The sequence below is a fragment of the Nisaea nitritireducens genome, from assembly GCF_014904795.1.
Classification (GTDB): domain Bacteria; phylum Pseudomonadota; class Alphaproteobacteria; order Thalassobaculales; family Thalassobaculaceae; genus Nisaea; species Nisaea nitritireducens.
Genome location: NZ_JACZFS010000009.1, coordinates 229,027 through 251,310 on the forward strand (window position 1 = coordinate 229,027; position 22,284 = coordinate 251,310).

Here is a 22,284-nt window from a genome sequence, read left to right on the forward strand (position 1 = left end):
TAAAGGGGCCGGCGCTCAGGCAACAGCCGGCACGGGATCGCTCAGGAGCATTGCCGTGGCGCGGCGCACATCGTCCTGTCGCATCAGGCTTTCGCCAACCAGGAAGCAGCGGGCCCCGACGGCGGCCATGCGCGCAAGGTCGGCCGGCTCGTAAAGTCCGCTCTCGGAAATCAGGATCCGGTCCGATGGTACCCGCGGGGCCAGCTCCTCCGTCGTCGCAATATCCGTCACCATGGTCTTCAGGTTACGGTTGTTGACGCCGAGCAACGGTGATTTCAGTGCGAGAGCCCGGTCCAGTTCCGCTCCGTCATGCACTTCGATCAGCACATCCATGCCGAGTTCCATCGCAAGCGCTTCCAGGTCCGCCGCCTGTGCATCTTCGAGGGCAGCCATGATGAGCAGGATGCAATCGGCACCGAGCGCGCGCGATTCCCAGATCTGGTAAGGGTCGAGCATGAAGTCCTTGCGCAGGACCGGTAGCGTGACCGTGTTCCGGGCGGCGATCAGAAAGTCGTCATGACCCTGGAAATAAGGCTGATCCGTCAGGACGGAGAGACAGGTCGCGCCGCCGCCCGCATAGGCCTCGGCAAGGCGTGGCGGGTCGAAATCGGCGCGGATCAGGCCCTTGCTGGGAGAGGCCTTCTTGACCTCCGCGATCAGTCCGTAGCCGACCCGTGAGGCCCGTTTCAGGGCCGAGCCGAACCCGCGTGGGGCCGAAGCTTCCTCGGCGCGCACTTTCAGCTTTCCCACTGGCCTGGCAGCCTTGCAGGCAGCGATATGATCGCGCTTGTCCGCGCAGATCTTGGCAAGGATATCAGTCATTGGCTGCTGCCTCGTTGAGTGAGTTGGTCACCTTGATGAGCGCATCGAGTTTCGCTAGCGCCTTTCCGCTGTCGATCGTCTCCGCGGCCAGGGCGACGCCGTCTTTAAGATTGGAAACCTTTTCGGAAACCATCAGGGCGGCTGCGGTGTTGAACAGAACGACGTCGCGATAGGGGCCTGTCTGGCCTTCCAGCAGATCGCGCAAGGCTTTCGCGTTCTCTTCCGGGGCTCCGCCCTTGAGATCTTCAGGCTTTGCCAGCGGTAGGCCCGCATCCTCTGGAGAGATCTCGAAGGAGCGCACCTTGCCGTCTTCCAGCGCGGACACATAGGTCGGGCCGGTCGTGGTTATTTCGTCAAGGCCGTCGGAGCCATGCACAACCCAGGCCCGTTCGGAGCCGAGTTTGCCCAGCACTTGCGCGATCGGCTCCACCCATTCGCGAGCGAAGACGCCGACAAGCTGGCGCTTCACGAAGGCCGGGTTGGAAAGCGGGCCGAGCAGGTTGAAGATGGTCCGTGTGCCGAGTTCAACCCGGGTGCCGCCGACATGGCGCATCGACGCATGGTGGCGGGGCGCCATCAGGAAGCAGATCCCGGTCTCGTTGATGGCCTTCTGCACCAGGCTCATGTCGCACTCGTTATTGATGCCGAGCGCGCTCAGAACGTCGGCAGCCCCGGTGCGGGAGGAGAGGGCGCGGTTGCCGTGTTTCGCGACCGGCTGGCCCGTCCCGGCAAGAACGAAGGCGCTGGCGGAGGAGATGTTGTAGGTCTTCGCCCCGTCACCGCCAGTGCCAACCGTGTCCATGGCATCGGCGGGCGCAGTGACGCGCAGTGCTTTCGCCCGCATCGCCTTGGCGGCACCGGTGATTTCCTCGACTGTTTCGCCGCGGACCCGCAGCGCCATCAGGAAGCCGCCCATCTGTGCAGGCGTGGCATTGCCCGACATGATGATATCGAATGCTGCTTCAGCTTGCTCTTCCGACAGCGTAGCGCCGGTCGCCACGTGCCCGATCAGCGACTTCATGTCCTGGATATCGCCGGTCATGTCCCGGTTTTCCGCAATTCTGATTCAAGCTGCTCCAGCGGCTTCAGAGGCTCGGCATTGACGCCAGAGATCCGCAGGAAGTTCTGCAGGAGTTGGTGGCCATGCTCGGAGGCGATGCTCTCTGGATGGAACTGCACACCATGGACCGGCAGATCGCGATGCTGCAGCCCCATGATCATACCGTCTTCCGTCTCGGCCGTAATCTCGAGACAATCGGGCAGGGTTGCCCGGTCGACCACCAGCGAGTGATAGCGCGTTGCCTCGAACGGGCTGGGGAGCCCCTGAAAAACACCCTTGTTCGTGTGTGTGACGGAACTGATCTTGCCATGCATAGGAACCGGCCCACGGGTGATCTTGCCACCGAAGGCCTGTCCGATAGACTGCATCCCGAGGCAAACGCCGAACACGGGAACCTTGCCGGCGGCGCGCTCGATCAGTTCCAGGCAAATGCCGGCCCTGTCCGGATCGCACGGGCCCGGAGACAGAACGATACCTTGCGGGTTCTGCGCCATCACCTCGTCGGTGCTGATCTGGTCGTTCCGGTGTACAACCACCTCCACGCCCAGCGACCCGAGGAAGTGCCACAGGTTGTATGTAAAGCTATCGTAATTGTCGATAAGTATGAACATTTTCAGACTTTTATCGAATTATGTTGATGTAAGATCGGAAGCTCTTCTAGTGTTTATAGCAAGCCTCCGCACGAGCGAATAGAGACTGCCCCGGCACGCGTGGCTTGGCAAACCCTTTTGGGACCGGTTTATGGCGCGGAAACGCAAAGACAAAATCAGGATCAACAGACTGGTTCTCGCGGCTGGCGGAGGGGCCTTCGTGCTGGCTGTCTTTGGTGTCGGGCTGTGGGCCGGCATGCAGTTCGGTGCGGAGACTTTGGGTGAAGCGCCGTCTGAGAATGTGGCGCCGACACGCCAGATGGCGGCACTCCCGGCACCGGCGCCTGTGGGCCCCAAGCCGCGCGACCAAGCCGCGCTAGACCGGCTGATTGCCAAAGTCGCGGAACCGGTGCCGGAAGAGGTGGCGAAACCCGCGCCTGCCGTTATCCCTCCCATCGTGGATCTGATGCCTGCAAAAACACCAGCCTGGATCCGGAACGCGGTTGCGTACAGGGCGGAGGGCGGCAAGCCTATGATCGCGCTGGTGATCGACGATGTCGGGATCGACCGGAAGCGCTCGGACGCCGTGGTCGCCCTGCCGGCGCCGCTGACGCTGTCGTTCCTGACCTATGGCCACGATCTGGACAGGCAGACCGCAGCGGCACGGGCCCGTGGGCACGAGCTGATGGTGCACGTGCCAATGCAGCCGAAGAGCGCGGACGCCGATCCCGGCCCGAAGGTGCTCCGGGTGCGGGATACGCCGGTGCAGCTTGCCGAAAAGCTCGAATGGGGGCTTGGCAGATTTAATGGCTATGTCGGCGTCAACAATCATATGGGCAGCCGCTTCACGACGGACCAAACCGGTATGCAGGCCGTGATGGCCGCACTCGGCAGCCGAGGGCTGTTCTTTCTCGATTCGGTGACCGCACCGGACAGTGCCGGAGTAAGCACGGCGCGCGCAGCCGGGGTGCCGGTGCTGACCCGGGACGTGTTCCTCGACAACGAGGACACACCGGAAGAGGTCAGGTATCGTCTGGAGCAGGTAGAGAAAATCGCCCTGCGGACCGGTACCGCCATTGCTATCGGACATCCGCACGATGCGACGATTACCGTGCTACGGGACTGGATTCCGGATGCGGTGTCCCGCGGATTTGCAATTGTTCCTGTCTCCGCTCTTGTCCGCAAACGGTATCCGGCGCTATGGGAACAGGCGGGACGTTCTTGATCCACCGGAAAGGGGCCGATCATGGTCGATTGGACATTTGAGAGTTTCGAAAGCCTCTCGTGCGCCGATCTCTATGACATTTTGAGGCAGCGTCAGGATGTTTTCGTCCTTGAGCAGAAATGCTTCTACCCGGATATCGACGGCAAGGACCATCTGGCCCGGCATCTGATCGGGCGTGCTGAGGACGGCACCTTCCTTGCCTATCTGCGCATTCTCGGTCCGGGCGATTATTACGACGAGCCGGCGCTGGGGCGCGTGCTGGTAACGCCGGAGGCCCGGGGCAGGGGCCTTGCCCGCAAGCTGATGGAGGAGGGGCATACCCGTGCCCAGGCGCTGTACGGCGACGTCCCGATCCGGCTCAACGCGCAGGCTTATCTGAAGGACTTTTACCTGAGCGTCGGCTACGAAATCATCCGTGGTCCTTATGACGAGGATGGCATCCCGCATTACGAGATGCTGAAGGCGGCCTGAGAGCTTTTAAGGAATAGACTTCCGGCCTGTCCCGGGGAACCCATTGAGGATTCACCATGGAGGACAGGCAGGATCGTCTTATCGAGATAGATCTTCAGATAGCAATGGCAGCCCCGTCGCGGCGCGAATCCGCAGCACCCGAGAGGGCACCGCTTTTCGGGTCGCGGCGGATTGCATGCATGCCGCCGCATTCCATTGAGAACGGCTTTATGCTCTCAATCTCATGTCCGCGCCGTGTCAACTCCTCGATCACCGGCTCTTCCACACGGGCTTCGAGGTTGACCTTTGCGCCGTCCCAAAGCCGGGCGCGGGGGGCGTCGATGGCGGCCTGTAGCTCGAGTCCGAAATCGAGATGATGGACCATGGCCTGCGCCTGCGTTTGCAGAATGCCGTAGCTTCCGGGCGTGCCGAGCGCGAGTACGGCTTCGCCGTCCTTGAGCGAGATGGAGGGCGCAAGGCACATGCCGAAACGCTCCCCACCGACAAGACGGTTGGGGGAGTCCGGGTGAAGATCGCCCCAGTTCATGAAGTTGTTCATGGTCACGCCCGTTCCCGGAATGACGACGCCTGAGCCGAACATGGAACCGAGGCTCTGGGTCAGGCAGACCGCGTTGCCGTCGCGATCGATGGCGGAAAAGGATGTGGTGTGTTCGCGCAGCTCCACACTGCCGGGCAGAGGGCCGTCGCCGAATTGTTCCGTGCGCCCGGTGATCGGCGCCGGGTCGAGAAGGCGCTCGCGCAGCGGCGCGATGTGGCGTTCGCTGAGGAGCTCCGCGACCCGTTCGGGACTGCACTTGTTGTTGCGGATGCGGGTTTCCGCCGCCAGGCGGACAGCCCGGAAAACCGTGTCCAGGTGATCCGCCGAAAGATGCTCCTTGGCGCCGATATCGATGCCGTCGAGCAATTTCAGGGTCAGCAGGAATTGAAAGGACTCGGCAGGCGGCGGCGGCACGTGAATGTCGAGCCCGCGATAGTTCGTAACCACCGGCTCTTCCCAGACAGGGGCAACGGCCGCGAGGTCATCCTCCGTCATGCAGCCGCCAAGCGATTGCAGATGCGCGATCATCTTTCGCCCGAGAGGGCCGTCATAGAGATATGAAGGCCCTTCAGCAGCGATGGCTTCCAAGGTCTCCGCCAGATCGGGTTGCTTCAGGACGGCGTTGAGGGTGGCATCATCGGTTGGATCGATATAGGTCGAGAGCCATTCCGGCTGCATATTTCTCGGACGGCTGACGCGCACCATTTCAACAAAGAATGGCGAGACAGGGACACCCTGCCGCGCATGCTTGATCGCCGGCGCCAGGAGAGTGCTCAACGGCAGTGTACCGAGTTCGGAGGCAAGTGTGCACCAGCCGGCGAGATTGCCCGGCGTTCCGCTTGCATTCGCCCCGTCCCGGATGTCGAGACTATCCAGTTTAGAGGCATCGAATGCGGACGGCACCGGCGGGTGGAAATCGAGAACGCGGACTTTCCGTTCCTTGGCCGTGAATACGGTTGCGCAACCAAGCCCGGCAAGGCCGGACATGAACGGTTCGGCGACATTGAGAACAGCGGCTGTGGCGACGATAGCGTCGAATGCGTTGCCGCCGGCCTCCAGCATCTTCGCTCCTGCCGCCGAAGCCAGCGGATGAGCGGAAGAGACCATTCCGCCGACCGCGCGCACTGTCGGACGGCCGTGTGAATAGACGGCGACACCCATCGAAATTCCTCCACTGAAGATCAGCAGGCAGGACGCCCGCATCCATTGAGAGTCGCAGAACACGACTGGAGCGAGGATGCAGGTGACGAAAGCGGGGATCAATCCAAAATACGCGCCAATGCGCCTTTGCGGCCAATTGGATGTCCGCGCTCTGTGCAGATAGATCGCTAAAGGCTGTCTGGGGCTGCGACGGAGCTTCCGGAACTTGTGGGCAAAGCCTGGCAGGAAACGTCCTGCCATGTCTTCGGCTATTATGAGGCTGCGGACGGGAGCAGAACAGATACCATTATGCCTCGCGCTAGAATTTTCAGCGCCGCCTGGTCTGAAATGAGAAACGCCGCCCTATAGGGCGGCGTTTCCAGTTCTTGAAAGCGGTCCTTAAGCGTCCTGTTTACGCACGCCATCAGACTCGTCGATCCCCGCCTGCGCCGCCGCGAGCCGTGCGATCGGCACCCGGTAGGGCGAGCAGGAGACGTAAGTCAGGCCGACTTCGTGGCAGAAGCGGACCGACGCCGGGTCACCGCCATGTTCGCCGCAGATCCCCATCTTCAGGTCCGGGCGCGTCTTCTTGCCTTTTTCGGCGCCCATGCGCACGAGGGCGCCGACGCCGTCCCGGTCGATGGTGATGAATGGGTCGGCCGGCAGCAGGCCGCGATGCAGGTATTCCTCGATGAAGGAGCCAGCATCGTCACGGGAGAAGCCGAATGTGGTCTGGGTCAGATCGTTCGTACCGAAGCTGAAGAATTCGGCCGTCTCGGCGATCTCGTCCGCCACCAGGCAGGCGCGCGGCAACTCGATCATGGTGCCGACCATGTATTCGAAGTCTTCGCCGGTCTCGGCTTTGACGTCCTTGGCGATGCGATGAACGATCACAGCCTGATCGTCCATTTCCGCCTTGGTGCCAACCAGCGGGATCATCACTTCCGGAATGGCCTCGATGCCTTCTTTCTTCACCGCGACAACGGCTTCGAAGATGGCCCGGGCCTGCATTTCGCAGAGTTCCGGATATGTAACGGCAAGACGGCAGCCGCGATGACCCAGCATCGGATTGGCTTCGTCGAGTTCCGCTTTTCTGATCTGCAGGGCACGTAGCGAGACACCGGCGGCATCGGCCACAGCCTGCATTTCCTCGTCCGTATGCGGCAGGAATTCGTTCAGTGGCGGATCCAGCAGGCGGATGGTCGCCGGCAGGCCGTTCATGATGCGGAAGAGGGCTGTGAAGTCCTCGCGCTGGTACGGCAGCAGCTTCGTGATGGCCGCGCGGCGCGCTTCGGGATCGCGGGCCAGGATCATCTCGCGCATGTGCACGATCCGCTCCGGATCGAAGAACATGTGCTCTGTCCGTGACAGGCCGATGCCTTCGGCACCGAAATCGACGGCGGTCTGCGCATCCAGCGGGGTTTCCGCATTGGCCCGGACACCGAGGGTACGGAATTCGTCCACCCAGCCCATCAGCTCACCGAAATCGCCAGTCAACTCCGGCTTGATGGTGGCGACTTCGCCCTTCATCACTTCACCGGTGGTGCCGTCCAGGGTGATGATGTCACCTTCGACGAACTCGCGCCCGCCTGCCAGCATCACCTTGTTCTTGCCGTCGACCTTGATCTCGCCCGCGCCGGAGACGCAGGGCGTGCCCATGCCGCGTGCCACGACAGCGGCGTGGGAGGTCATGCCTCCGCGCGTGGTCAGGATGCCCTCGGCCACGTGCATGCCGCCGATATCCTCGGGGCTGGTCTCGTTACGGACCAGGACCACCTTCTTGCCGGCCTTTGCCCACTCTTCCGCCTCCTCGGCGGTGAAAACGATCTGGCCGCTGGCGGCACCGGGCGAGGCAGGCAGGCCTCGGCCGACAACATCGCGCGTGGCATCGGGATCGAGAGTCGGGTGCAGCATCTGGTCGAGCTGGGCCGGATCGATGCGCCGTACGGCTTCACGCTTGTCGATCACACCCTCGCGCACCAGGTCGCATGCGATCTTCAGCGCGGCCTTGGCCGTGCGCTTGCCGTTACGGGTCTGCAGGATCCAGAGCCGGTTCTGCTGAACCGTGAACTCCATGTCCTGCATGTCGCGATAATGCGCTTCGAGCTTGTCCCGGATCGCCACCAGTTCCTTGTAGACGTCCGGCTGGACCTCTTCCATGGAGGCCAGCTCCCCGCCGCCTTCCTCGCGCTCGGCGATGGTCAGCGGCTGCGGCGTACGAATGCCGGCAACTACGTCCTCGCCCTGTGCGTTGACCAGGAACTCACCGTAGAAGCGGTTGTCGCCGGTCGAGGGGTTGCGGGAGAAGCAGACGCCGGTCGAGCAATCGTCACCCATATTGCCGAACACCATGCTCTGCACGGAAACGGCGGTGCCCCAGGATTCGGGAATGTCATGCAGGCGGCGGTAGGTGTTCGCCCGCTGGTTCATCCAGGAGCCGAACACGGCGCTGATCGCGCCCCAGAGCTGTTCCTTCGGGTCTTCCGGGAAATCCCGCCCCAGAACCTCTTTCACCCGGGCCTTGTATTCGGCGACGATGGTTTTCCAGTCGTCCGCCGACATTTGCGTATCGAGGCTGTAGTCCTTGAGCTCTTTGTAGTCCTCAAGGATTTCCTCGAAATTGTAATGCTCAACCTCAAGCACGACGTCGCTGTACATCTGGATAAAGCGGCGGAAGCTGTCATAGGCGAAACGCTCGTCATTGGTCTCGCGCGCGAGGGCGGCGACAGTGACGTCGTTCAGGCCGAGATTAAGCACCGTGTCCATCATGCCGGGCATGGAAGCGCGGGCACCGGAGCGGACGGAAACCAGAAGCGGTTTTTCGGTGGAGCCGAAGCCGCGGCCGAGGGTTTCTTCAACCGCTTTCAGGCCGGCTTCGACCTGATCGGCTAGATCGCTCGGATAGGTCCGGCCGTTGGCATAATAATGCGTGCAGACCTCGGTCGAGATCGTAAAGCCGGGGGGGACCGGAAGGCCGAGACTGGCCATCTCTGCCAAATTGGCGCCTTTGCCACCCAGAAGCTCTCGCAGTTTGGCCGAACCGTCAGCCTTGCCTGCTCCGAAATTGTACACCCACTTGGCCAAGAGTCGCTCTCCGAGTCATGGTTCCAGTGCCTAACGTCCGGGCACCCACACCCGGGGAGCTCGGCACCGTTTGATTGTTGCACCTGCGAAAAGGGCAACGGGGTCGGATGGTGTTTACTCAAAGAATGGCGCCGTTGAAAGGAAAGAGTCGCAGTCCGGAGCGGAATTTGACTCTTTCGTGACGCCGGTTTTGTGAATCAATGGGCCATCAGAACCGGAACGGTCAGATTTTCCAGAATGTCACGTGTGGTTCCGCCGAAAATATCCTCGCGGATACGGGTTCGGCTATATGCGCCCATGACCAGGATATCAGGATTCGTGCTGTCGCAATGTTTCAGGATCGTATTCGCGATGCCGCCGTTATCCGGAAGAACGACCTGCCGGGCATCGATACCATGCCGCCGGAGATGACGGAGAATGTCATGGCCGCAATCGGGCGGAGTATCTTTCGGGACAACCGTAACGATGTCGATCCGGCTCTTGGTCTCCAGGATCTGCATGGCGTCCGTCAGGGCGCGGGCAGCCGGGCGGCTACCATCCCAGGCAACAACGGCGAATTCATTGAAAGGCCGGTCTTCATACTTCTTCGGCACCACAATCACGGGCTTGCCGGAGAGCAGCACGATATCCTCCGGCCGGATTTCCGCCTTCACGCCGTTTGACGCGGTGAACTGACCGACCAGCAGAATGTCGAAATAGCGCGCGCCTTTTGCCAGAACCCGGTTCGGCTCGCCTTGTTCCGCGATCCAATCCCCTTTGCTGGTATGCCCGAGGGCGGAGAGTTGTTCCCGGAACTGTGCCTTGATGCCGGAGACGCTGTCCTGTTCTGCTTTTTGCAGGGTTTCAAGAATGCTGTCCGGTATCCACTGGCGAGTCTGGTTATCCAGATTAAGAGGCGGATTTACATGCAGTCCGGTGATAGATGCGCCGTATTTGGCGGCCATACGCACCGCAAGCCGGAGCGCAGCGTGACTGTTGGCCGTGCCATTATAGGCAACGGCGAGATCCTTGATTGCCATTCATTCCTCCCAAGGCCGCTTATTCCGCGGCTTCTACAGTTTCCCGCACAGCTTCGATCTTGGCGGCGCAGAACTTGAATTCCGGAATCTTGCCCATCGGGTCGAGCTGCGGATTGGTCAGCAGGTTGGCTGCCGCCTCCGCGAAGCAGAACGGGATGAAGATCATGCCTTCCGGCACGTCCACATCCTGCCGGGCCTTCAGGGCGACCGTGCCGCGCCGGGTTGTGACCTGGACATAGTCGCCGGCCTGTACCTCCATCCGCTTCATGTCCCAACGGTTGAGGCCGGCAATGGCTTCCGGCTCCAGGGCATCCAGCGTGGAGGAGCGCCGGGTCATGCTGCCCGTATGCCAGTGCTCCAGCAGGCGTCCCGTGGTCAGGATCATCGGATAATCCGCATCCGGCAGCTCAGCCGGTGCCGTGACCTGGGCCGGAACGATCTTCGCGCGGCCGGACTCTGTCGGGAACCGGTCGCTGAAGATGATGTCGTTTCCGGGCTTGTCCGGTGCGTCACAGGGATAGGTGACGGCTTCTTCACGTTCCAGCCGCTCCCAGGTGATGTTCTTCAGGGAGGGCATGATCTCCGTCATCTCGGCGAAGATGTCGGAGGGGTGTTTGTAGTCCCAGTCCAGCCCAATGCGCTGCGCCAGTTCCTGTACCAGCTCCCAGTCTTGCCGGGCTTGGCCCGGAGCCGGGACCACGGGGCGGGCGATCTGCACCTGACGGTTGGTATTGGTGAAGGTGCCCCATTTTTCCGCATGGGCGGAGGCGGGCAGTACCACGTCGGCATGCCAGGCGGTCTCGGTCAGGAAGATGTCCTGAACTACCAGATGTTCCAGCCGGGCCAGCGCTGACCGGGCATGGTTCTGGTCCGGGTCCGACATGGCCGGGTTTTCACCGAGGATATACATGGACTTGATTTCGTCGCGCAGGATTGCGTCGATGATCTCAACCACGGTGAGGCCCTTGACCGGCGGCAGGTCGGTTTTCCAGAACTCTTCATAGAGAGAGCGGATGCTCTGATCTTCCACGGACTTGTAGTCCGGGAAGACCATCGGGATCATGCCGGCGTCGGAGGCGCCCTGCACGTTGTTCTGGCCGCGCAGCGGATGCAGGCCCGCCCCCTTTCGGCCGATCTGGCCGGTGGTCAGGGCCAGCGCGATCAGACAACGGGCATTGTCCGTGCCGTGGATATGCTGGGAGACACCCATGCCCCAGAAGATCAGCGAGGCCGTCGAGGTGGCGTAGAGCCGGGCGACGGAGCGGATGGTTTCGGCGGGAATCCCGCAGATCTCTTCCATTTTCTCCGGCGCGAAATCCTTGATGCTGGATTTCAGAGCTTCGAAGCCCTCTGTGTTCGCCGCGACATACTGAACGTCGTAGAGGTTTTCCTCGACGATGGTGTGCAGCATGCCGTTCAGCAGGGCGACGTCGGAGCCGGGCTTGAACTGCAGAACTTTGGTCGCATGGCGGGCGAGACCGTTATTCTGGCCGCGCGGGTCCATGATGATCAGCTCTTTGCCGTTCTTGGCAGCAGCCTTCAGGAACGTCGCGGCGACTGGATGATTTTCCGCCGGGCGCGCACCGATGACGATAATGCAGTCGCTGTCCTCGGCGGCGGTGAAGGGAGCCGTCACGGCACCGGAATTCAGTCCTTCCATCAGGGCGGCGACCGAGGAGGCGTGGCAGAGCCGGGTGCAGTGATCGACATTGTTGGTGCCGAAACCCTGACGGATCAGCTTCTGGAAGACATAGGCTTCCTCATTTGAGCATTTCGCCGAGCCAAAACCGGCAAGCGCATCGCCGCCATCGCGGTCGATCACCTTTTTCAGGCCGGAGGCAGCGCGTTCCAGGGCTTCTTCCCAGGTCGCCTCGCGGAAATATTTGGAGACATCGCCGCGATCGATTTCCATGTCGCCGGCCTTCGGCGCATCGTCGCGCCGGATCAGCGGCACGGTCAGCCGGTCCGGGTGGTGGATGTAATCGAACCCGAAGCGGCCCTTTACGCAAAGCCGGTTGTTGTTGGCGGGGCCATCGCGGCCGTCGATCTGAAGGATCTTGTCGTCCTTCACATGCACGCGGGTCTGGCAGCCGACACCGCAATAGGGGCAGAGCGTGTCGACCACGCGGTCGGCGTATTCCGTCCGGGTTCCAGCCTTGTCGAGCAGGTTGGCTTCCATCAGCGCGCCTGTGGGGCAGGCCTGGACGCATTCGCCGCAGGCAACACAGGTGGACTCGCCCATGCCTTCGTCGAAATCGAATACCACCTTCGAGCCATGCCCGCGATAGGCCATGCCGATAACGTCATTCACCTGGACTTCGCGGCAGGCCCGGACGCAGAGATTGCAATTGATGCAGGCGTCCAGATTGACCGTGATCGCGGAGTGGCTGATGTCTGCTTTTGGTCTTTCGGTTCCGGGGAACCGGCTGGCTTCTCCGATTTCCATCTGGTCGACCCAGTTCCAGAATTTGGAATCCGGATCGTGACTGGTCTGACGTTCCGGCTGATCAGCGATCAGTAGCTCGAAGACCATGTCACGGGATTTTTTTGCCCGTTCGCTTGCTGTCTGCACTTTCATGCCCGGCGTCGGGGTGCGGACGCAGGAGGCGGTCAGGGTGCGCTCGCCCTCGACCTCGACCATGCAGGCGCGGCAGTTACCGTCGGCGCGGTAGTCTTTCTCCGGCTGCCAGCAGAGGTGCGGGATCTCGGTGCCGAGACGGTCCGCCACCTGCCAGATGGTTTCGCCGGAAAGTGCTTCGACGGTTTCGCCGTTCAACTCGAAAGAGATGCGATCGCTCATTTCAGGTCTCCCGGGAAATATTTCATCACTGATCGGATCGGGTTGGGTGCTGCCTGGCCGAGGCCGCAGATGGAAGCGTCCGCCATGACCGCGCTGAGTTCTTCGAGGAGGTCCGTATCCCAGCTCGGCTGCTGCATCAGCTGGACGGCCTTCTCGGTGCCGTTGCGGCAGGGCGTGCACTGGCCGCAGCTTTCGTCTTCGAAGAATTTCAGGAGGTTGAGGGCCACGTCCTTCATGTCGTCCTTGTCGGAAAGGATGACGACTGCATGGGAGCCGACGAAGGAACCGTGTTTCTCCAGTTGGCCGAAATCTAGCGGGATGTCGGCCATATCCTTCGGCAGGATGCCGCCGGACGGGCCGCCGGGCAGGTAGCCCTTGAAGCTGTGTCCGTCGGCCATGCCGCCGGAATGCTCCTCGATCAGTTCGCGCGCGGTGGTGCCGGCCGGAACCAGCTTCACGCCCGGGTTCTTGACCCGGCCCGAGACTGAATAACTACGGAGCCCCTTGCAGTCGTTCTTACCCTGATCCGCGAACCATTTGGCGCCGTTCTTCAGGATTTCGGGCACCCAGTAGAGCGTCTCGATATTGTTTACCAGCGTCGGCCGGCCGAAAATGCCGTTGACCGAGACATAGGGGGGGCGGTGACGCGGCAGGCCGCGCTTACCCTCGATGGATTCAATCATCGCGGACTCTTCGCCGCAGATATAGGCGCCTGCACCACGGCGCAGAGTGATCTTGGTGTGTTTGGCCAGACCTGCGGATTCTACGGCTGCGATCTCCTTCAGCAGAATTTCGCGGGCTGCCGGATATTCGTCGCGCAGATATATAAAGACTTCTTCCGCCTCGACTGCCCAGGCCCCAATCAGCATGCCTTCGAGGAACTGATGCGGGTTGCTTTCAAGAAACATCCTGTCCTTGAAGGTGCCGGGCTCGCCCTCGTCACCGTTGACGGCCATCAGGCGAGGACCTTGCTCGGCGCGCACGAAGCTCCATTTCCGGCCGGTCGGAAAGCCGGCGCCGCCGAGACCGCGCAGACCACCTTCGGAAAGGGTTTCGATCACATCTTCGACACTGCGTTTGCCGGACGTACAGGCCTCCAGAGCGGCATAGCCTCCATCGTTGCGGTAGGCGGCAAATGCCTTGTAATCGGGAATATGCGGATGCAGGTGGCCGCTCCTGGCGACCTCAAGAACCTTTTCGGTGGTGCAGTTATCGACATGGCGGTGGCCGACTTCGGCAGCCGGTGCCAGATCGCAGCGGCCCATACAGGGAGCGCGCAGCACGCGAATATCGGCATCCGCGTTGGCCTCGAGTTCCGAGATAAGCCGTTCGGCGCCAGAAAGCGCGCAGCTGAGGGACTCGCAGACCCGGATGGTAACGGGGGCAGGGCGCTCCTCGCCGTCGCGGACGATATCGAAATGCGCATAGAAGGACGCGACCTCGTAGATCTCCGACATGGGAATGCGCATCTCTGCGGCCAGTGCGTGCAGCAGGCCGGCGGGCAGGCATCCCTCACTGTCTTGTATCAGATGCAGATGCTCGATCAGCAGATCACGACGGCGTGGAAGGTCGCCGAGGATTGCCCGGACACGGTCCCGGTCGTCTTCTTCGAGGAACCGCCCTTTGGGCAGTGCCGGGGCTTTTCGTCGGCCCGAACCGGGATGGATTTTTTTCCCGACTTTCATCTGATTCATGGTCTTTGCGGCCTTCTTGTTGCTTCCTCGGCATATCCCGGACCCTTTTGACAGAATCCTGAGTTTCTCCCAATCGCGTCCCAACGAACGCTATCGGCCAGTTCTTGTTTTGCTTCGCCCGTGCGCGTCATCAATTCGCTTCTGAGCGTCGCCTTTTATTCGTTGCGTGCTTTTCGCACGTCATGCCCGCCTAGGGCTTGCCCGGGGCGGTAGTTTTCGTTCTCGCTGATCCGGCCTGAAGCCGGAAATCGCCAAACAATCGAATAACCTTACCCTTGAGTGTGCTTTCTTTTCGCCCGTGCAGGCAGGTCATTATGTATTGGCATCTTGTATACCATAGTCGCGTGGCGGCAGGCTGTCGAGTGTCAGAGAGTGTCATGTCGCCGAAAACATTCAATAAATCTGCGACTTTTTACAAGTGCTTTACCGTATAGCGTGCCCGGTTGACTATGGGCGCAAGAGAAACTGGTATACAAGATACTTGGGCTTGGTATACCATTTTCGTGCCATGAAAAGTTGTTGGTCCTTGCTGAAAAGCCGGACTACGCTTTGGCGACGGACAAAAAGAAAAAAATTAATTTGTCCGGAAACAACAAGGGAGGAATTCAATGAAAATCTCAAGACGCTGTCTTATGGGCTTGGCTGTCATTGCCGGTCTCGGACTGACCGTTAATGCGTCGGCACAGGCATTCGAGCCGGTAAAACCGGTCGACTTCATTATCATGGCTGGCAAGGGCGGTGGCGCCGACAAGATGGCCCGTCTGATGCAGACCATTGTTGAAAAACATAAAATGGCATCCAAGCCGTTGATCCCGATCAACAAGCCGGGTGGCTCGGGCGCTGAAGCCCTTGTGCATGTTCAGAATGCCAAGGATCAGGACCACACCATTATGGTGACCCTGAACAGTTTCTATACGACTCCGATGCGTCAGCCGGGTCTTGGCGTCGACTCCCTGAAATTCGCACCGGTTGCGCGGATGGCGGAAGACACCTTCCTGCTTTGGGTGCACAAGGATTCCGGTCTCACGACGTTCGAGCAGTGGGTCGATCACGTGAAGAGCGTCGGTAATCAGTGGGTCATGGGCGGAACCGGCAAGCTGCAGGAAGACCAGCTCATCACGGATTTCCTGAACGCTAATTTCGACCTCAAGATGAAGTACGTGCCTTACAAGGGCGGCGGTACGGTGGCCAAGCAGGTTGCCGGCAAGCACATCAATTCCTCTGTGAACAACCCGTCGGAAATCGAAGGTTTCTACAATGCCGGCGTTGCTATCCCGCTGGTGGCCTTCACCAAGGAGCGTCTGGATAAGTTCCCGAACGCCCCGACCATGACCGAAAAAGGCCAGGACTTTGCCTACTACATGCAGCGGAGCGTCGTCGGCGCGCCGGGCATGTCTGCGGACGCACAGGCCTACTATACCTCGCTGTTCAAGAAGGTCTTTGATAGCAAGGAATGGCAGGATTATCGCACGAGCAAGAGCCTCTACGGCGACTTCCTGTCCGGAGCCGAGCTTCAGGCTTACTGGAAGGTCAACAATGAGACGCATCGCAAGATGCTGGCCAAGGCCGGCGCTTCCTGATCGCCGATCTCAGCACTCCCGGAGCCTGAGCGCTCCGGGGGTGTGATTTAAGGGGTCTGGGATCCCGTCTCTTTTTCTATTCATGATCGAATGAGGAAGGTCGCCGCACATGCGTCGCGCGGAACTGGTCACGGCTGTCTTGTTGGCAGCATTTTCCATCTATCTGATGTGGAAGAGTACTGAGCTGAATGTCGGCTGGGTAGAGCATGAAGGTCCCGGAGGCGGCGCTTGGCCGTTCTGGTTGGCCGGGATGATGTTGGTCTGCAACATTTGGACGATTGTGAACTGGGTTCGCAAGACGACGCCTCAATCGCGCTCCCAGGACCTGTTCATGGACTCTTATGCGATCCGGATGTTCTTGCTGGTTGGTGGCAGCGTGGTCGGTCTCGTGGCCATGGTCCATGTCATCGGCGTCTACGGGGCTGTGCCGATCTTCATGCTGTTCTACCTGCGGGTTCTCGGACGGCACAACTGGGTGCCAACGCTGGTGATTTCCGGAATAGCACCAGTCGTCATCTTCTTCTTCTTCGATGTCGCCATGCGGATCGTGCTGCCCAAGGGATACCTGGAGCCGCTGTTCTATCCGCTTTACGACATCTTCCTTTAGCGCCGGCCTGGGGATTTAAATTATGGAAATCATTCAGCTTCTCTTGGACGGCTTTCTGATCGCTTTCGAGCCGCTCAATCTTGGGCTGGTCGTTGTCGGCGTGACGGTCGGTCTGTTCATCGGCGCTATGCCGGGCTTGGGATCGGTGAACGGTGTGGCGATCCTGCTGCCACTGACGTTTCTCGTGCCGCCCACTTCTGCGATCATCTTTCTCGCCGCAATCTATTACGGCGCCATGTATGGCGGCGCTATCAGTTCGATCATGCTCGGGATACCCGGGGCGTCGACAGCGGTGGCGACGACTTTTGACGGACGACCGCTTGCCCTCAAAGGGATGGCCGACAAGGCGCTCATTGCTGCCGCTGTCGCATCCTTTTTCGGCGGGACGATCTCGATCATCCTTTTCACCGGTTTTGCGCCTGCGCTCGCCAGTGTCGCGCTTGATTTCGGCGACCAGGAGATCTTCGCACTCATGCTTCTGGCCTTCGCAACTTTCGTAGGCCTCGGTGGCGACGATATTGCGAAGACCATCTTCTCCATCTGTATCGGGTTGGTGTTCAGCGCTGTCGGAATGGATATCATTTCCGGAACACCGCGGCTGGTCTTCTTCGATATCATCGGTTTCCTGCACGGAATCAATTTCCTGGTACTTGCGATCGGCGTCTACGGCATCGGTGAAATGCTCTGGACCATCGATTCAACCCGGGGAAATCCGTCGATGTCCAAGGTCGAGGTCTCAACCAAGCGTACGATCTCTCATCTGAAGGAAGTTCTGAAGGAGTGGAAGCCGGCCTGGATCGGCTCCCTGCTGGGGTTCTTCGTCGGTATCCTGCCGGCGGCGGGCGCTACGCCGGGGTCTTTGATGGCCTATGGCATCTCGAAGATGACTTCGAAAAATCCGGATGGTTACGGCAAGGGTGAAGTCGGTGGCGTGATCGCCCCTGAAGCCGCGAACAACTCTGCTTCGACGGGCGCCATGCTGCCGATGCTGACACTGGGCATACCGGGCTCCCCGACGACCGCGATCCTGCTCGGCGGGATGGTTATCTGGGGGCTTGTACCCGGCCCGATGATGTTCATCGAGCAGTCGGACTTCGTTTGGGGGCTGACCGCCAGCCTCTATGCCGCGAACTTCTTCGCGGTGATCATCAATATCCTCTTCATCCCCGTCTTCCTCTGGGTGCTGAAGATGCCGTTCACCATTCTGGCGCCGATCATCTTCGTGCTCTGCCTCGTTGGCGGTTATGCGCCGACCGAGGATATGCACGATGTCTGGCTGATGGTGATCTTCGGTTTCGGGGCCTACCTGCTGCGCAAGCTGGATTATCCGCTGGCCCCGGCAGTGCTGGCCATTGTGCTTGGCCCGATCGCCGAGCCGGCACTTCGGCAAAGCCTGATCATTTCCGGCGGCGATGCCACTGTGTTCTTCACCCGGCCGATCGCCGGACCGATCACGATGATCGCTATTGTCCTGCTTCTGCTGCCGCTGGTGCAGGTCTTCCGGAAAAAACGCAAGCAGGCGAAAGACGCCGAGGCGTGACTTCGCGGAAACGCCTATAGACGAACAAAAGAAAGGGCGGCCACTGAGGCCGCCCTTTCTGATTCAGCAGTAACGCCAGCCTCAGGTCACGTTGACGACCAGATCGCCAACGCCTTCGACATGGCCGTGCATGACATCGCCGCGCACGACGGGGCCAACGCCGGCCGGCGTGCCGGACATGATGATGTCACCCGGGACCAGTGTGAACAGGCTGGAAAGATAGGAGATCATTTCCGGGACCTTCCAGAGCATCTGGTTCAGGTCGCCTTCCTGGCGCATCTCGCCATTGACCTTGAGCCAGACGGCACCGTTTTCCGGGTGGCCGATGTCAGAGGCGGGGACGATCTCGCCGCACGGAGCGGACATCTCGAACGCCTTGCCGATTTCCCACGGCCGGCCGAGCTTCTTCATCTGGCCCTGCAGATCGCGCCGGGTCATGTCGAGAGACACCGCGTAGCCATAGACACAATCAAGGGCGTCTTCGACCGGAATGTCGGTTCCGCCCTTCTTGAGCGCGACGACCATTTCGATTTCATGGTGCACGTCGTTGGACTGGGGCGGGTAGGGGAACTTCAGGTCCGGGACGATCAGGTTGTCCGGATTCTTCTGGAAGAAGAACGGCGGCTCCTTGTCCGGATCGTGGCCCATCTCGATGGCATGTTCAGCATAGTTGCGCCCGACGCAGTAAACCCGGTGCACGGGGAAGCGATCGTCCTGGCCGCGGACGGGCAGGGAGACTGCCGGGGGCGGCGTGAAAACATAGCTCATGTCGGACTCCTTGGTGGGAGGTTGAGGCACGTCGCGTTGCCCGCGCTCGCGTGCCTGTGAACAACTGCGATACATATCGGACAGGGACATGGGCGCGTCCAGTCCTATATTCGACGAGCTTTCTTCGTCATTTAGACCGGGTCTCCGGAGAGGTTGGGCGCATGCGGGTTGCAACTATTCTGACGACAGCTGTCATAGCAATGGCGTCGATGTCCGTATCGGCAGCGGAACTGTCGGTCCGTAAACTGGATCTTACAGCTCCCGGCGGTACGCTTGTCAGTACGATGGATCACGTTCTGGCGCGGGCCGCAAATGGTGCAGTGTTTGAAGTCACCGGCGATGGGTCGGTGATCGATAAATCCGGAGCGGTACAGATGCCAGAGCCCGGCCCTTTGCCGCTTCCGCTCGTGAAGGACGGCCGGGTTGCGATCAGTCCGGATGGCCGGATCAAGGCCTGGTACAATAGCGAAACTGAAAGCTACGGCCACGGCGCACTTGGAGATCCGGTGGAGGCGCTGAGCCTGGTGGTGCAGGAGGAGAGCGGCGCGCCCGCTATCTATACGGTAACGGCGGACGAGGTGTTTGAGGATCTCGAACCCCGGATTGTCGACCTGGATCGCGAGCAACAAGGCCGGCCGGAAATCGTGGCCATCACGGCATCGTCGACTGGCGGAGCCGGGATTGCGGTGTTCGGTCTTGGCAGGGACAGCGACGGCAATCCCGCGCTGCTTCGGCTGGCCAGTTCCGCCAGGATCGGAGCTCCGTACCGTTGGCTGAATATTGCCGGCATTGCCGATTTCGACGGCGATGGCTTTACCGAGATCGCTTATGTCGACCGGCCGCATATCCGTGGCGAGCTGGTCTTTCTGGAATGGCGCGGTGGCCGTCTGCGCGAACAGGCGCGCGAGGGTGGGTATGCCAACCATCATGGCGGCTCGACGGTCCAGGACCTGTCGGAAATTGCCGATGTCGACGACGACGGCAATCCCGATCTTATCCTGCCCGTGCGGGGATATGGTGCCATTGTCGCAGTATCGCTGACACCAGACGGGCCGCGCAGGATCGCCGAGGTGAAGATACCATCGGCGCCCCTTTCCAGCATCGTCTCCACGAGCCCGCAGAGCGCGGTCTATCTCGATAGAGACGGGGCTCTGTATGAGATCCGGTGGGCGCCCTAGGGCAGGTCTGCCAGCTCAGATCAGGCCCTGCTTCCGGAAGAAACCGTTCATGGCGTTGGCCAGGACTTCCGGCTGTTCGAGGCTCGGGATGTGTCCGGCATTTGGAATTTCTACATAGGACGCATTTTTCATGGCATCGGCCATGGCCTTGACGAGTGCGGGCGGTGTCGCGCCGTCTTCAGCACCGCAGAGAACCAGGGTCGGCACGGTCAGAGAGAGGGTTGCCTCGGTCAGGTCCGCGTCACGGATCGCCGAGCAGCAGCCGAGATAGCCGGCCTGTGTGGTCCGCGCGAGCAGGTTGCGCCACCCTGCCGTGGCGGCCGGATTGTTTTTCCGGAAAGAGGCCGAGAACCAGCGCTCCATCACACCATCGGCGATACTTTCGAGACCGTTCGCGGAGATCGCATCAATGCGGTCCTGCCAGAGGCTGGCTTCCCCGATTTTTGGCGCCGTATCCATGCACACGAGGGCGTCGACCTGTTCGGGATACCGGGCCGCATAGTCCTGGGCGATCATCCCGCCGATGGAAACACCGCCAAGCAGGAAGCGCTCCAGCCCGGCATGGTCGGTGATGATTTTCAGGTCGGAGCTCAAATCCTGGATGGAGTAGGGAGGCTCGGACACGTCCGTCAGGCCGTGTCCGCGTTTGTCATACCGGATAATGCGTCCGATCCCTTCCAGCTTCGGCAGCAGCTGGTCCCAGATCCGGAAATCCGTGCCGAGAGAGTTGGCGAGAACCAGCGTCGGGCCGGTCCCGACTGTCCGGTCGGAATAGTGAAATGTTCGTGATCCAGCTTTGAAGAATGCCATTTTATTTCCTCCCTCGCGTTCTCTTCTGCTCGGGTTTTGTACCCTTAACCTGCGGAAACTCCACCTTATTTAAGACCCTTGCGATAAAGGTCCGAGCAGGCGCTGCAGTGCGGGAGGCTGTAAGCTTCGTGAGCGGACCTCTTTTTCCGGCACCCGCATCTTTTCAGCGCGGCCTGCTGCGCTACTTCCAAGGCTTTGACTTTGTTCGGTCGAGGGAGGACCCAGATGACGACCCGTTTAAAAGCGCTTACCAGGCGGGAAGCAATGTTTGCCGCCGCTGGAACATTGGCCGCACCGGCAGTGCTCACCAGTCTGCCGTCTCTGGTTGAGGCGGCGGCACCGATGCAGGGGGCGTCACACCCGTCGCATTACCGCTTCAAGCTCGGTACGTTTGAGGTAACGACGATCTGGGATGGGGCCATCCAGCTCGATGGTCCGCACCCGATTTTCGGGCAAGACCAGTCACAGGAAGACGTGGTGCGGCTCGCGGAAGAAAATCACCTGCCGGGGAACCGGATGGAGATCTCTTTCACGCCGGTTATCGTCAACACCGGCAAAGAAGTGGTCATGTTCGACGCCGGAAACGGTAATGGTCGCAGGCCGAACGCCGGCCATCTTGCAGAAGCCCTCGGCCGGGCCGGGTTTACCGCAGAGCAGATCGACGTTGTCGTCCTGACCCATTTCCATCCGGACCATATCGGGGGCCTGATGGAAGGCGGCGGCGCATTGTTCCCGAACGCGCGTTACGTAACCGCCGCGGCGGAATACGACTTCTGGTCTCCGCCGGAAATGGCCGAGGGCAAGCTCGCGAGGGTCGGCAAGTTGGTGCAGAGCAACGTCGTCCCGTTTGCGGAGAAGATGACGTTTCTGAAGCCCGGCGAAGACGTGGTGTCCGGCATTCAGGCCGTTGGTGCGGCAGGGCATACACCTGGGCACATGGCATATCACTTCGAAAGCGACGGACGGCGACTGCTCGCCTGGGCCGATACCACCAATCACTATGTGGCATCCTTGCAGCGTCCGGACTGGCATGTGCGGTTTGACATGGATAAGGAAGCCGCCGCGGCGACGCGCAAGCGCTTGCTGGATATGGCAGCGGCCGAGAAAATTCCTGCTACGGGATATCACATGCCATTCCCGGCCGTGGGATATGTGGAGACGCACGGAGCTGCCTATCGCTGGGTGCCGGCAAGCTATCAGCTCAATCTCTAGGAATTCGGCAGGCCGTGAATTCAGGAAGCGGCGCGTTCTTTGGCGCGTCGCTTCTTATACTTGCGCGGATAGCCGTGAAATCTGCTAGACTTACTTAAGAGTGACGCATCAAGTTTTCGTTTGATAAGGAAACGTTAACCGTTGTT

At 60.6% G+C, this 22,284-nt stretch carries 17 protein-coding genes; 7 read left to right on the top strand and 10 right to left on the bottom strand.

The annotated features are described in order from the left end of the window. Positions 1 to 15 precede the first annotated feature (15 nt). Genes trpC through IG629_RS02680 form a run of 3 tightly spaced genes read right to left on the bottom strand, consistent with a single transcriptional unit; the run spans position 16 to position 2,493 of the window. The gene (gene trpC / locus IG629_RS02670; RefSeq protein WP_193170434.1) at positions 16 to 822 is read right to left on the bottom strand and encodes an indole-3-glycerol phosphate synthase TrpC; all 807 of its coding nucleotides are present in this window, start codon (positions 820 to 822) and stop codon (positions 16 to 18) included. Further along, positions 815 to 1,864, bottom strand: a complete 1,050-nt coding sequence (gene trpD, locus IG629_RS02675) for an anthranilate phosphoribosyltransferase (protein ID WP_226886393.1) — start codon at positions 1,862 to 1,864, stop codon at positions 815 to 817. The genes trpC and trpD overlap by 8 nt, the downstream gene beginning before the upstream one ends. Next, positions 1,861 to 2,493, bottom strand: coding sequence for an anthranilate synthase component II (locus IG629_RS02680; RefSeq protein WP_193170435.1), 633 nt, complete (start codon positions 2,491 to 2,493; stop codon positions 1,861 to 1,863). The genes trpD and IG629_RS02680 overlap by 4 nt, the downstream gene beginning before the upstream one ends. Positions 2,494 to 2,623: 130 nt before the next feature. Between IG629_RS02680 and IG629_RS02685 the strand changes: the two genes are divergently transcribed. Beyond that, positions 2,624 to 3,697: a divergent polysaccharide deacetylase family protein gene (locus IG629_RS02685; protein WP_193170436.1), complete on the top strand. Its 1,074-nt coding sequence runs from the start codon at positions 2,624 to 2,626 to the stop codon at positions 3,695 to 3,697. 21 nt (positions 3,698 to 3,718) lie between these two features. Then, positions 3,719 to 4,168, top strand: coding sequence for a GNAT family N-acetyltransferase (locus IG629_RS02690; RefSeq protein ID WP_193170437.1), 450 nt, complete (start codon positions 3,719 to 3,721; stop codon positions 4,166 to 4,168). 94 nt (positions 4,169 to 4,262) lie between these two features. On the opposite strand, the gene IG629_RS02695 is transcribed toward IG629_RS02690, so the two are convergent. From IG629_RS02695 to IG629_RS02715, 5 genes are all read right to left on the bottom strand, one after another. Beyond that, complete coding sequence (locus tag IG629_RS02695; RefSeq protein WP_193170438.1) at positions 4,263 to 5,867, bottom strand: gamma-glutamyltransferase family protein; 1,605 nt, start codon at positions 5,865 to 5,867, stop codon at positions 4,263 to 4,265. Between the two features lie 378 nt (positions 5,868 to 6,245). Next, entirely contained in the window at positions 6,246 to 8,930 is a 2,685-nt protein-coding gene (gene ppdK, locus IG629_RS02700; protein ID WP_193170439.1) for a pyruvate, phosphate dikinase, read from the bottom strand. Positions 8,931 to 9,127: 197 nt separating this feature from the next. Continuing rightward, positions 9,128 to 9,949, bottom strand: a complete 822-nt coding sequence (locus tag IG629_RS02705; protein ID WP_193170440.1) for a universal stress protein — start codon at positions 9,947 to 9,949, stop codon at positions 9,128 to 9,130. 19 nt (positions 9,950 to 9,968) lie between these two features. After that, positions 9,969 to 12,749, bottom strand: a complete 2,781-nt coding sequence (fdhF, locus tag IG629_RS02710) for a formate dehydrogenase subunit alpha (protein WP_193170441.1) — start codon at positions 12,747 to 12,749, stop codon at positions 9,969 to 9,971. After that, entirely contained in the window at positions 12,746 to 14,443 is a 1,698-nt protein-coding gene (locus tag IG629_RS02715) for an NAD(P)H-dependent oxidoreductase subunit E (protein WP_193170442.1), read from the bottom strand. The genes fdhF and IG629_RS02715 overlap by 4 nt, the downstream gene beginning before the upstream one ends. Positions 14,444 to 15,051: 608 nt before the next feature. On the opposite strand from IG629_RS02715, the gene IG629_RS02720 reads away from it, so the two are divergent. The 3 genes from IG629_RS02720 (at position 15,052) to IG629_RS02730 (ending at position 18,170) form a co-directional block, all read left to right on the top strand. Next, entirely contained in the window at positions 15,052 to 16,023 is a 972-nt protein-coding gene (locus IG629_RS02720; RefSeq protein WP_193170443.1) for a Bug family tripartite tricarboxylate transporter substrate binding protein, read from the top strand. A 109-nt stretch (positions 16,024 to 16,132) separates the two neighbouring features. Beyond that, positions 16,133 to 16,630: a tripartite tricarboxylate transporter TctB family protein gene (locus IG629_RS02725; protein WP_193170444.1), complete on the top strand. Its 498-nt coding sequence runs from the start codon at positions 16,133 to 16,135 to the stop codon at positions 16,628 to 16,630. A gap of 22 nt (positions 16,631 to 16,652) precedes the next feature. Further along, on the top strand, positions 16,653 to 18,170 hold the full coding sequence (locus IG629_RS02730) for a tripartite tricarboxylate transporter permease (protein WP_193170445.1): 1,518 nt from the start codon (positions 16,653 to 16,655) through the stop codon (positions 18,168 to 18,170). An 81-nt stretch (positions 18,171 to 18,251) separates the two neighbouring features. Here IG629_RS02730 and IG629_RS02735 read toward each other — a convergent pair whose 3' ends face one another. Then, on the bottom strand, positions 18,252 to 18,938 hold the full coding sequence (locus IG629_RS02735; RefSeq protein WP_193170446.1) for a fumarylacetoacetate hydrolase family protein: 687 nt from the start codon (positions 18,936 to 18,938) through the stop codon (positions 18,252 to 18,254). Between the two features lie 161 nt (positions 18,939 to 19,099). Between IG629_RS02735 and IG629_RS02740 the strand changes: the two genes are divergently transcribed. Continuing rightward, positions 19,100 to 20,116 (top strand): FG-GAP repeat domain-containing protein, encoded by a 1,017-nt coding sequence (locus IG629_RS02740; protein WP_193170447.1) that lies wholly within the window; start codon positions 19,100 to 19,102, stop codon positions 20,114 to 20,116. 15 nt (positions 20,117 to 20,131) lie between these two features. Here the strand turns inward: IG629_RS02740 and pcaD are convergent, their stop codons facing one another. Then, positions 20,132 to 20,926 carry a 3-oxoadipate enol-lactonase gene (pcaD, locus tag IG629_RS02745; RefSeq protein ID WP_193170448.1) on the bottom strand — a complete coding sequence of 265 codons (795 nt, stop codon included), beginning with the start codon at positions 20,924 to 20,926 and terminating at the stop codon, positions 20,132 to 20,134. Between the two features lie 225 nt (positions 20,927 to 21,151). On the opposite strand from pcaD, the gene IG629_RS02750 reads away from it, so the two are divergent. After that, complete coding sequence (locus IG629_RS02750) at positions 21,152 to 22,138, top strand: MBL fold metallo-hydrolase (RefSeq protein ID WP_193170449.1); 987 nt, start codon at positions 21,152 to 21,154, stop codon at positions 22,136 to 22,138. Positions 22,139 to 22,284: the final 146 nt, after the last annotated feature.